The sequence below is a fragment of the Luteibacter yeojuensis genome (assembly GCF_011742875.1).
In the GTDB taxonomy this organism is placed as follows: Bacteria; Pseudomonadota; Gammaproteobacteria; order Xanthomonadales; family Rhodanobacteraceae; genus Luteibacter; species Luteibacter yeojuensis.
On sequence record NZ_JAAQTL010000001.1, the window covers coordinates 1,929,058 to 1,941,360 of the forward strand.

A 12,303-nucleotide genomic window follows, 5' to 3' on the forward strand; every position below is an offset into this window, starting at 1 on the left:
CTCGCCGCCATGGCGGCTCCCACACAAAGCAAAAAAGGGCGGTGGATCGCTCCACCGCCCTTTCTTTTGCCTTACTGCCTGCGGCTTACCAGCCGATCCCGAGTTCGAGATGTTCCGGCTGCGTCTCGATCAAGGTCGAGCTCTGGTCGGAAACATCGTCGTACGCGAAGCCGTACGCCTTGCCGTTCACGCCGTGCAGGTGCCAGAAGCGCGAATAGTAGTTCGCCGGCGACTGCGTGTAGAACGAACCCGGATCCTTCCACAGGCTCGTGTCTTCCATCACGTGACGGTTGAATGCCGCGCAGATCTGGGCCTCGAGCTGGCCCTCCACACCCCACGGATCGTTCGAGCGGGCGAGGTTGCCCTTGCCTTCGAGCACGTCCTGCGTACTGGGCTTGTTCACCTTGAACAGCATGCCTTCCGGCTCGCCCTGTTCATGCGTCTCGGCCCAGTTGGTGTGGATGAAGGTCAGCACGCCGTCGACCACGGTGCCTTCGAACTGCTTGTTGCCGATCGTCATCTCCAGCACGTGGCCCTGGTAATACGCCCACGACTGGTCGATGTAATCGTCGAAGTAGTGCTCCTGCGGCTTGCCGGCGTCGAACGCGGCCTTGCCCGGTGCCAGGATCCGGATCGGATCGGCCTCGGTGAGCTGGAACTCCGCCGGGACCTCCTGGTTGTACTGGGCGAAGATCTGCGCACGCGTCTGCGTGATGCCCGACGATTCGTGCCTGGTCTTGTCGCCGCCATACACATCGAGCGACAACGGGATCGAGAACTGGTCGACCTGCGTCGTGTTGATGAAGATGGCGTTGTCGTTCCAGGTGAACTCGTACCAGTCGTAGGCCACGCCGATGTTCGGGTCGGTGGCATTGAGCGGGTTGGGGCCCGCGAAGCCGATCGAACCGTCGGCGGCCTTCAGGATCTTGATGTACATCGGTTCGCCGACCGAGACGAAGATCCGGCCCGAATCGAGCTTCGGCAGCTTGAGCAGCTTGGCCTGCGCGAGCGTGAAGAAGTAGTTCGGGTAGTTCTGGCCGTTCTTGGTCAGGTGGCCCGGGCCGTCGTTGTCCGCTTCCGATGCGGCGGTCACCGTGCCGTCCGGCTTGACCCACGAGAACACCTGCGTGACCGGGTCACGGCCGATGACGGCAACGAAGATCTGGTCGTCGCGCCACTTGCCGTTCGTCGTGTTGCGCAGCTGCGTACCGATGAAGCCCGGATACGTCGTGTAATCGAAGCCCTGCGACGGATCGTTCGCCTGCGGATCCTCGGGCGGCGTCGTGCCGTCGTTGGCGTCCGCGGCGTACACGCCCATCTCCCACAGCGAATAGCCGTAGGGGCTGGAGCGCTTGATGCCGCTCATCCGCACGTACTGCGCCGAGATCGCCGGGAAGGTGACCGTTTCCACCCCACCCTGGCTGTTCTCGTTGTCGTAGGCGAGGTTCCAGGTCCTGCCATCGGTGGACACTTCGATGCGGTAGGCGAGCGCATGCGCGTTCTCCCACGACAACACCACCTTTCCGATCGTCTTCACCGCGCCCAGGTCGACCTGGATCCACTGGTCGTCCGTGAAGCCCGAGGACCAGCGCGTGCCGGCGTCGCCGTCGTTCACGTTTTCCGGCTTGAACGCCACCGGATTCTCGCTGTCCGACGCCAGCACCGTGCGGTGCAGGGCCAGGTTCCCCGTGGCGGGCACGGTCGCATCCGGCTGCGGCGGAAGCTGTGGCTGCGTCTGCGCGGGCTGGTCGGTGACAGGCTGCTGCGGCTGGGTGGCCGTCGCGGCATACACCTCGAACTCGAACATGGAATTGCCGTAGCCGGTATTGCGCCTGGTGCTGTTCATGCGCACGAACCGCGCGGTCTGCGCCGCGAAGGCCTGCGTATCCACACCGCCCTTGCCCGCGACCGGCCCCTTCACGGTGTTCCAGTGCGTGCCGTCGTCCGAGGTGTCGATCGTGTACTCGGCGGACGAGGCGTTCTCCCAGCGCATGATCACATGGTCGAAGGTCTTCGGCGTACCGAAGTCCACGACCAGGTCGGCCGGATCGATGCCCGGAGCCGAACTCCAGCGGGTATCGAAGTTGCCGTCGATGGCCGCGGACGGGCTGAGGTCGCCGCGTTCCGGATCCACCGACGACGAGGCGGTGGCGCCGATGGCGATGTTCACGCCACCGTTGCCGTCGCCCGGCGTGCCGGGGCTGGGCGGATTCCCGCCGCCGTTGTCGCCACCGTTGTCGCCATCGCCGTTACCCGGCTGCTGCACCGGCACGGTGCCGAAGACGGGGTCGAAGCCGTCGGTGGAGTTGTCGACCGCCAGCATGACGTCGTCGCTGGTCGTCGAAAGCCCCTGGGCACTGATCGCCTTCACGCGCAGGCGCGCACCGTTGTTCGCCGCGACGAGGGCCGGCGTGGCATAGGTGCCGTCCGCGGTGCTGGACAGGAACGACTCGACATCGCCACCGTCGGCGTCCTTGGTCACGTCGTACCAGTTGTAGCTGAGCGGACCGACGCCCGTCGCCTCCACGGTGAAGTGGGCGGAACGGCCTACGCCCGCCTTCTGGCTGGTGGGCTGCGCGGTGATCAGCGGAGCGATCGCCTTCGTACCCTTCACACACAGCACGTGGCCCGGATTGTTCTCCGCCACCTCGCGGGTCTTCAGGCCGAGCGAGTTCACCTGGAAGGCGAACTGGTTGTCGGTCGGGTCCTGACCCTCGGTCCAGGTGGTCCATGCACCCGGGAACGCCGCCGTCGAATAGTTCTGACCGCTGATGGCCAGGGCTTCGTCGACGGTCGGGAGGCGCATGCCGTCCTTCGCGCATTCGGCGATCGCCTTCGACTGGGTGAACTGGGCGCCCTGGTCGCTGAAGCCGCGCTGGGTACGATCCCATTGCAGGCCGCTCAGGGTGTCGGTCACGAGCGTGGAGCCGGTGACGGTCGTGTAACGATCCGTGACCGCGCAGCAACCGGCCGAGTCATACACCTCGAACTCATAGAGCGAATAACCGTAGTCGGTCGCACGCTTGATGCCCTGCATGCGCACGTAACGGCCGGTCACCGGATGGTCGAAGGTGAAGTCCTCGGTGCCGCCGTTGCTGGTCTCGGCGTGGTACGCGTCCTGAAAGCCCGAGTCGGGGCTGTCCGAGTACTGGATCTTGTACTCGGCGGCGTGGGCATTCTCCCACTTCAGGACGACACGGTTGAAGGTTCGCGACGAGCCGAGGTCCACCGTGACGAACGCATTGTCGTCGCCGATCTTCGAACCCCAACGAGTGGTTTCGTCACCGTCGACAGCCTGCCACGCCGCGGTACCCTGCGGGTTTTCGACTGCGCTGGACAGCGTCTGCTTCTGTCGGGCCAGGTTAGCGCCCGGGGGAGCAAGCGTGAGCTTGGCCGTGGCCGTGACGGCGGCCGCATCGCCCGTGATGTTGGTCACCGTGACGCTGTAGCTGCCGACATCGGCCTGCTGCACCGACGGGATGGTGAACGTCGGCTGGTCGTCGCCGACCGGCTGGCCATCGTGCGACCACTTGTAGTGGAACGGCGAGGTGCCGGCCACGAGCGTGGACACGTCGAACGTCGCCGGCTGGCCCGGATTCGCTCGAACGTCGGCCAGCGCGGCGGTGAACACCGGCGGACGCGCGGCGTTGACCGTGAGCAGCACCTCGTCGGAGCTCTGCTGGCTGCCGGAGTTGCTGATGAACACCCGGTACTTCCTGCCATTGTCGGCCTGGGTGAGGATCGGCGTGTCGTAGGTGGGCGCGGTGGCGTTCGGGATGGGCACGCCGTCCTTCATCCACTGGTACTTCACCTTCGGCGAACCGGACGCCACGACGGCGAAGTGGGCGGTCTGCCCCTCGTCGACGTTCTGCGCGACCGGCTGCGTGCCGATCGTCACCTGGCTGAACGGGAACACGTGCAGCGTCGCGGGAGCCGACGGTGCATCAGGACCCTGGCCGTGGACCACCACGCTGTACTTCGCGTTGTTGTCGGCCAGCGTGGTCGCGGGCGTGGTGTAGCTCGCCCCGGTGGCACCCGGGATCTCCACACCGTTCTTCATCCAGGTGAAGCTCAGCGGCAGCGCGCCGGAAGCCGTGACGGAGAAGTGGCCGGCATCCCCGACGGTTACGCTGTCGTCGATGGGATCGGCATTGACCGCTGGCTCGCCGGAAGGGGAAGGCGCCTTTGGCACCTGCGCGATCGTGAACGAGGTATGGCCCGTCAACAGGCCCGGTGCCGACGCGCTCACCGTCACCGTACCCGTCGCGAACTTCGTGCGCAGCGCGATCTTCTGCAGACCGCCCTCGAACTGAAGCTCATGCGAGCCCGGCGAGTGGTAGTAGTGCATCGGTTCGGCGATGCCGCCGTTCTGGTCCGGGATTTCGCCGGCGCTGTAATCGACGTATTGCTGCGTACCGCCATTGAAGCTGACCAGCGAAGCGCCGCTGTCGACTTCGAAGTCGACCTTCTGCTTGGCGTCCGGCACGAGCACGCCGTTGGCGTCGACGACCCTGGCCACGATGAAGGCGGCGTCCGAGCCGTTCGCGGTGATCTGGAAGCGCGTGCCGTCCGGCTTGACGATCGGATCGGTCGTGTTCACCACCTCGAGTTCGATGTGGTGGGCCGGACCGGCCGTGGTCAGCGTGTCCTCCACGTTCGCCCCGTTGTCGTCGGTGCGCACGTTACCCAGGTTATCGAGGCATTGCGCCACCGCCTTGCCCGACTGCCACGTCACGTTCCAATGCACCTGGCCCGGGAGCTTCGTGGTCTTCTGCGCCTTGTCGGCGCCCACGATCTTGCCGGTCAGCTCGTCCGTCGGGCCGTTTTCCAGGCCGTAAGAAGCTTCGTCGATCGTGTCCCAGGGATTCGGCACCTGGTCGGTACCCTGCTGCACGCCGTTCACCAGCAGGCGAACCTTCGGGCAGTTGCTGAAAGCGTTCACCTGGATGTCCGCAGGCGTGCCGTCGGCGTTGCCGCGGTTCCAGGTATGCGCCAGCTTCACCACCGGACGCAGGTCGTAAGGCACCCACACCGATTCGTAGATGTAGGCCAGCATGCGTGGGAAACGGTTCGCATCGGTCATCGACGCGTTGTTGCCGCGCGCGTTGTGGCGGAAACCCTTGATCGGCGTGCCGTCAGGATGCGTCGCGATGCTCCCGTCCGGATTGCGCTGGTACGTCCAGTGCGTGGCGTCCTCCAGGCCGTCCACCAGCTCGATGGTTTCTCCCGGGGTATCGGCGAAGTACCACTGCGCCATGCCGAAGGTGCCGGCCTTGCGGGCCTGCGAGTACGGCACGAGGTAGTTGAGCGCGAAGGCCAGCTCGTAGTCGTACGCTTCGCGCGTTCCGCCCGGACCCCAGTACTCCGCGCCCCAGGCGGGCTTGTTCGGGTACTCGGTGGAGTGCAGGTAGGTTTCGCAACCCGCCTTCGAACAGCTCAGGATGTCACCGTTGGCGGCATTCGGCGTGCGGTCGGCCGCGGCGCGGGGAGCGATATTGTCCCAGCTTCGGGCCATGGCACGCAGTTCCTGCGCGAAGGCCGTGTTCATCGCGCCGTTGTCGTGCTCCCAGGCCAGGATGGACGGATGGCTGCGGTCGCGGATCACGATGTCGCGATGGACCTCGCGCTTGATCGTCCACATGTCCGCGCAGGCCTGGTCGCCTGCCGTACAGGCGTTCGCGAAGCCGTTCTCGCCGTCGCCGCTGGGCTGCACGATGAATACGCCAAGCGCGTCGGCCGCCTCCACGAATTCCGGACTGGAGGGCGAGTGACCGGGCCGCCACAGGTTGCCGCCGTAGGAGGCCATCTGCTTCAGATCGCGCCACTGCTGTTCCTCGGGGACGGACGAACCAAGACCCGGGTAATCGTAGCGGCCGGAACCGCCCCACATGTACTGCTTCTTGCCGTTGACGTACGGGAAATCCTTGTCCCAGGTGATCGTGCGGATGCCGAGCGTGCTCTGCTTCGCATCCACCACCACGCCGTCGATGCTGACGGTATGGAAGACCTTGTACAGGTACGGCTTGCCGTCCAGGCTGTTGTTCGGATACCAGAGCGTCGGGTTGTTCACCGTCAGCGTTTCGTCGAACACGGGCGTCTCGTCGTGCGGAACGACGTGCGGTGCGAGCGTGGCCTGCCGCTGCTCCGAAGCGACCTTGTTACCGTTCGCGTCCACGATCTCCGTCACCAGCGTCACGTTCTGCGGCGCGTCGGTCTCGTTGACCACGTTGGTCTCGACGCGGATCGTCGCCTGGCTGTGGTCGGCGCTGATCGACTGCGTGCCGACGTAGGTACCCCAGGTGTTCTGGCCGGCGTACACGTTCTCCGGAATGTGCACGAGGTTGGTCACGTGCAGCTTCACCGGACGGAAGATGCCCGCCTCGGCCTGGCCGAAACGGAAGGAGCCGGAGAAGCCCGGATCCTCGAAGAACCCGCCGCCGCTGCGGCTTACCTTCACGGCCAGCACGTCGGTGCCGTCGAATTTGAGGTAGGGGGTGAGGTCCACGATGTGCGGCAGGAAGCCGATCACGTGGGTGGCTTCATAGTCGGGCTGGCCCGGCTGGTTCAACACGCCCGTACCGCGGATGAACGTGCCGTTGACATAGACACGGTCGCCCGTGTGCGCGCCTTCGAACTCCACCATCACCTTCTTGCCGCGATACGACGCGGAATCGGCGAGTCTGGTGCGATACCAGCTGGTTTCGCCATCCAGGCTGCCCTGGCCGCCGCCGGACTCCTGGTTGATGAAGGTAGTGAAGTCATTGGCCGCGTGCGGCAGGCCGACGGTGAGCCAGGCGCTGTCGTCGAAATTGACAGCCGCCCCGGCGTCGCCGCTCGGCACCGGCGCGTAGACCACCGGATCGTTCGGGTTGACGATGGATTGCTTGGTGTATTTCCACGGCTGTGCGCCGAGGTTGATGTCCTGGCGATCCGATTGCGCGAGCGTGACGGCCTGGGCCGTCGCGGTCACGCCGAGGAACGCCAGGGCAAGCAGGCCGGTCAGCCTGCCCAACCTGGGCGTACTCCGTGGTGATGCGGGATGTCGCTTCATTGGGTCTGGATCCCCTGTCTGGGCAACGTACGGAAGACGGCCGGTTTATCGAACGCGCACGCACGCAGAGCCGACGCTCGATGCGTCGGCTTTCCGTCGTTACGCGATGAGTGGACTGTTCGCCCTGGTGCCGGTCTGTACGAGCCCCTGCAGGCCTCCCGGGTTCAGCCGTCCATACGCCGTCGCCGCGGATCATCCCCTTGCTGGATGACACTCACAATACCAATTCGGGGAACGAAGCCGAAAATTCATACCGCACGTTCGCATTCCGTGATGTGCTTCCGGTTTGAGGATCGATGCACACGAAGGGATAGGTTTGGGCAAGACGATCGAGGACATAAAAAGCGTCACTACGGCATCGCGCCTTCCGCGCGCATTCCACGTCACCCGTCAAAATTGCGACGATCTAAGGATCGTTGCAAACAGGGAAACAACGTCAGCGGCTCCTACAAAAGGTGTGGCGGCACCGGCTTTGCCCACCCCTCGCCGTACTTCGGTGATCGGAGAGGTGCCGGGGCCGTTGCGGTTAGTTGGCGCTGGCCTTTCGCAGCAGGGTGTCGAACGCCGCAGACGTCTGCTCGTCGGTAAAGTTGCAATGGCCCTCGCCCACGGGATCGAGCACGGTAAGCCACCGCGCGCTTCCCGCCCGCTTGATCTGCTCCGGGTACACCGCATGGAAGCGTGAGGGGATGGTTTCGTCGAACGCATTCCACTGCATCACGAGCGGGACTTCGATATGGCCCGTCAGGGTGACGTTTCGCCTGGCATAGGCCACCGCCGCCGGTGAGGCGTCGTAGCGACGCACGCTGCGATTGAACGCGGCATCGTCGCCGAAGCCTTCGTACACGGCTTTTCGATTGTCGACAGGCATGCCGCCCGCACGCTTTTCGAATTCGCGGAGCACCATGTAATACAGCGCCAGCGTCGGCAGCGTTTCCGGCTTCTCCTCGAGGCGCCTTGCCAGCACGGCGGCCTCCCCAGGATGCTTTTCGACCGCCTTGGCGATGGCCTCGAATTGAATCGCCGGCGGGGCATCGGGCGCGGCCAGATCGGGGATGACACCCGGGATCAACGCATCGAACGCCAGCAGGGGTGTCACCACGCCCCGGGCCAGCATGTCCGGAGTGGACACTGTCATCCCGCAAGTGATCATCGCGCCCGTATACGCATGGGGATAACGTTCGATGCTTGCGGCGACTTCCAGCCCTCCCAGCGAAAACCCATAGATATAGGTATGCGCTGGCTGGACATACGTTCGGACAAAGTACTGGCGGAGTCTCTCGGTGTCGGCAATCGCGTCGCTCACCGCCCAGCCTTGCGATGCATATTGGCTCTGGGCGACCGCGAATCCTTTCTCGAGGAACACGGGAGTCGCATCCGCGGCAGCCATCGGCGTCGAGACGGGGGCCCCCACGGGCTGATAGCCATGCATGAGCATGACAAGGTCGCCGTTCCAGTCGGCAGGGACGTCGATACGGTAGAGGGCATTGTGCAACGTGCCGGTATAGGCGCCCGGGCCGGGCTTTGCGGCATGGGCCGGCCAGGAAGCGAGGACGACGCACATGATCGCGGCCATGCAGCGTCCGGTTGCGTTGCGCATTGCTGTAGAGGTCATTTCATCACTCCGATGGTCGGAACGGGGGCGCAGGGCTGCCCGTGCGGCCCAGGGGGTCGCCGGCGGGTACACGGTGTGGCCGGGCATCAGACGTCAGGCGGCGAGGCCATGGGCGAGTACCGCACGGCGTTCGCCAGGGTGCCATCTGCATCCACCACCAGCATGATCGTTTCCTCGCCATTCCTGCGCTTGACGAGGTAGGTATCCGAGCCGAATGCGTTCACCCCGGTGAACGCGTAGGACTGAACCGGCCCGATACGGGCAAGATAGTCTTCACGCGCGGCTTTTTGCTGCTGGCGTTGCCAGGCGAGTTCGGGACTCATGCCGGCACCGCTGTCGGGATCGCTGAGAAACAGGCGCAGCGCCTTTTCGCTGCCGGGAAAAGGCTTCTGCGCCTTGATGCGGACGGCGAGCGCATTCTTGATCCGCTGCGCGGTCGCCTCGTCGATGCGGGGCCGATCGAGCACGACGCGTCCCGCCTGGGTAGCGACCAGGCGCACGGCGCGCCCGGAGGCATCCGTCACGAAACGGACGGCCAGGGCATCGTTGCCTTGTACCGCGAATCGATCATTACCGACGAGAACGAGGTGGAAGGGCCTGGGTGCGGCCATCTGTCCGCTGATGCTGACGGAAAGGCTCCCGTCGGCCCGTGTCACCTCGATGAGCGAAATGGGGCTGATCTGGAAGAAACCGGTGTAGCGATCCAACGCCTCGGGGCCTGGCGTCACCGAAGATCGCATGCCTGGGCGGATCGCAGCGGGCGGAGCGACCTGCGCCGCGACCACCGCCATGCCGATCGAAAGGCATAGGAACAGCACGGTGGATGCCCGGACCCACTTGCCGGGCTTGCGCAGCATCTGCCGGATGCGGAGTTCAAGAAACGAGACGGAATCGCTCATCGCCGGCAGCAGGGGGATATGCGACGACTTCTTCTGGCCGACGTAGAGCAGCGTTTCGCAGTAAGCGGAAACATCGCATCCACACTGAAGAACCCGGGCATCGCAGTCCATCTCGATGGCGCGGCGCAGTCGGTGAAACTGCCACCACAGCAACACGTTCCACGGCATCAGCGCCAGCAGGCCCAACGCGACGCCGATGACAGAAGGGTCGCGGGCGTCCAGGTGGGAGCGCTCGTGGGCCAGCGCATATCCCTGTTGCTCCCGGCTCATCTGGAGAAGCCACTCGGGCACGACGATTTGCGGACGGATCAAGCCGACGACGGCTGGACCCGTATGGGGTGCGATGCAAACCTGTTCGCCGTACAAGGTCTCCTGGCGCCAGCCGCGTTTGCGTCGCAACACCCAGACCGCGCCCAGCGAGAGCGTCACCATCATGAGTGCCGATGCGGACACCCACAGGACAACGGCGACGGCATCGGCGCTGACGGACACCCCATACACCGGCACATCGTCGAGATGGATCTGCGTCAGGGGCGTTCGAATCGACGTCGCGCCGCTCAGCACCAGCGACGCCGCGGCGTTGCCCCCGGCAAGGCTATCGGGAAGCCGTATCGATGCGCAGGCTGCGAGGATGGGCACCGCCAAGGATCCGAGCATGGACGCGACCCATGGCCATCTCGTCGGCGCTCCACGACCCTTGGCGGCCCGTTCGGCCATGAATGCAGCCGCGGTCAATGCAAGGGCGACCAGCACGGCATAAAGCATCCAGGCAATCATCGGGGCTCGTCCTCGCCGGAGCGTTCGGCCAGCAGTCGCCGCATGCGCTCGATCTGCTCGGGGCTGAGCTTCTGCTCAGCCACCATGTGCGAAAAAAGCAGCTCCGCCGAACCCTTGAACAGCTTGTCCGTCAGGTGCTGGATCGCGTTCCGTCGCGCCGCCTTCTGCTTCACGCTGGCGAAATAGCGATGCCCCCGGCCCTCTTCCTGGTGCCCTACGTAACCTTTGCTCTCGAGAACGCGCAGTACCGTCAGCACCGTGGTGTAAGCCAGCTTGTCGCTCAGGTGCTCGCGAACCTCGGCGACCAGGCATGGCCCCTGGTCCCAAAGCACCTGCATGACGTCGGCTTCGCGATCGGTCAGTGAGATAGGCATGTTCCGGGTCCGCATCTACTATGAACATAGTAATTACCCGGCCGGGGAACGGAAGTCAACTAGGGGAGTAGTAGAGGGGCCGTGACCCGGCGTGCGCCGGGGTCACGGGTAGCGCTGAAACGGGGTTATGCGGCGGTGCCGCCCACCGTCATGCCGTCTACGCGAAGCGTCGGCTGGCCTACGCCTACCGGGACGCTCTGGCCATCCTTGCCGCAGACGCCTACGCCTTCGTCGAGGGCGAGATCGTTGCCGATCATCGAGACACGGGTCAGCACGTCGGGACCGGAACCCACCAGCGTGGCGCCCTTCACCGGACGCGTGATCTTGCCGTCCTCGATCAGGTAGGCCTCGCTCGCCGAGAACACGAACTTGCCGTTCGTGATGTCGACCTGGCCGCCGCCGAAGTTCACCGCGTAGAGACCCCGCTTCACCGAGCGGACGATCTCTTCCGGCTCGCGGTTACCCGCCAGCATGTACGTGTTCGTCATGCGCGGCATCGGCAGCTGCGCGAAGGACTCGCGGCGACCGTTGCCCGTCGACTTCACGCCCATCAGGCGCGCGTTGAGCTTGTCCTGCATGTAGCCCTTAAGGATGCCGTTCTCGATCAGCGTGGTGCACTCCGTCGGCGTGCCCTCGTCGTCGATGCTCAGCGAGCCGCGGCGGCCCGGCAGCGTGCCGTCGTCGACGACGGTGACGCCTTCGGCCGCCACGCGCTGGCCGATGCGGCCCGCGAAGGCGGAACTGCCCTTGCGGTTGAAGTCGCCTTCCAGGCCATGGCCGATCGCCTCGTGCAGCAGGATGCCCGGCCAGCCGGGACCGAGCACGACGCTCATGCTGCCAGCCGGCGCATCGACCGCCTCGAGGTTCACCAGCGCCTGGCGCACCGCTTCCGCGGCGAAGGCGTGCGCGCGGCCGTTGTCGATCAGCTCGCGATAACCGTAACGGCCGCCGCCGCCGGCGTGTCCCTGTTCGCGGCGACCGTTCTGCTCGGCGATCACCTGCACGTTGAGGCGCACGAGCGGACGGACGTCGGCGGCCAGCGTGCCATCGGAACCGGCGACAAGGATGGTGTCCATCGTGGCGGCGAGGCTCACGACCACCTGCTTCACCCGCGGATCGCGGGAGCGCGCGTAGGCGTCCACCTCGCGCAGCAGCGCGATCTTGTCTTCGTTCGGCAGGCTTTCCACCGGATCGATGGCGGGATACAGGCCGCGACCCGTTGCGATCGCCAGCGGCTTGCCCGCGCCCGCGCCGCCCTGCGCGATCGCGCGCGCGGCGCGCGAGGCCTCGAGCAGCTGCGGCAACACGATTTCGTCGGAATAGGAAAAGCCGGTCTTTTCGCCGGAGATGGCGCGCACGCCGACGCCCTGCTCGATCGAGTGGCTGCCGTCCTTCACGATGCCCTCTTCCAGCACCCACGACTCGCTGCGCGAATGCTGGAAATAGAGGTCCGCCGCGTCGATCGACGGTCCCATCAACTGGGAGAACACGCGATCGAGGTCGTTGGCGGCGAGGCCTCCGGGGGTGAGGAGACGGCGTTCGGCGAGGGAGATCAGGGAATCCATGGGGCAGCCGGTAAAGGGAACG

At 65.4% G+C, this 12,303-nt stretch carries 5 protein-coding genes; all 5 read right to left on the reverse strand.

Annotated features, from left to right (window positions below; translation table 11 throughout):
* Positions 1-85 precede the first annotated feature (85 nt).
* The 5 genes from HBF32_RS08865 to tldD all read right to left on the reverse strand — a co-directional run bounded on the left by HBF32_RS08865 (position 86) and on the right by tldD (position 12,281).
* A complete protein-coding gene (locus tag HBF32_RS08865) occupies positions 86-7,012 on the reverse strand; it encodes a beta-1,3-glucanase family protein (protein WP_166699298.1) in 6,927 nt (2,308 codons plus the stop codon).
* A 565-nt stretch (positions 7,013-7,577) separates the two neighbouring features.
* Positions 7,578-8,627: a hypothetical protein gene (locus tag HBF32_RS08870; RefSeq protein WP_166699299.1), complete on the reverse strand. Its 1,050-nt coding sequence runs from the start codon at positions 8,625-8,627 to the stop codon at positions 7,578-7,580.
* Between the two features lie 125 nt (positions 8,628-8,752).
* On the reverse strand, positions 8,753-10,342 hold the full coding sequence (locus HBF32_RS08875) for a M56 family metallopeptidase (RefSeq protein WP_166699300.1): 1,590 nt from the start codon (positions 10,340-10,342) through the stop codon (positions 8,753-8,755).
* Positions 10,339-10,716, reverse strand: coding sequence for a BlaI/MecI/CopY family transcriptional regulator (locus HBF32_RS08880; protein ID WP_166699301.1), 378 nt, complete (start codon positions 10,714-10,716; stop codon positions 10,339-10,341). Before HBF32_RS08880 ends, HBF32_RS08875 begins: the two co-directional genes overlap by 4 nt.
* Before the next feature lie 125 nt (positions 10,717-10,841).
* The gene (tldD, locus tag HBF32_RS08885; RefSeq protein ID WP_166699302.1) at positions 10,842-12,281 is read right to left on the reverse strand and encodes a metalloprotease TldD; all 1,440 of its coding nucleotides are present in this window, start codon (positions 12,279-12,281) and stop codon (positions 10,842-10,844) included.
* Positions 12,282-12,303: the final 22 nt, after the last annotated feature.

What these genes read in the sequence shown, in the direction of transcription:
- HBF32_RS08870 (WP_166699299.1), bottom strand. Translation starts at nt 8,627, where the DNA reads ATGGCCGCGATCATGTGCGTCGTCCTCGCTTCCTGGCCGGCCCATGCC.
- HBF32_RS08875 (WP_166699300.1), bottom strand. Translation starts at nt 10,342, where the DNA reads ATGATTGCCTGGATGCTTTATGCCGTGCTGGTCGCCCTTGCATTGACC.
- HBF32_RS08880 (WP_166699301.1), bottom strand. Translation starts at nt 10,716, where the DNA reads ATGCCTATCTCACTGACCGATCGCGAAGCCGACGTCATGCAGGTGCTT.
- tldD (WP_166699302.1), bottom strand. Translation starts at nt 12,281, where the DNA reads ATGGATTCCCTGATCTCCCTCGCCGAACGCCGTCTCCTCACCCCCGGA.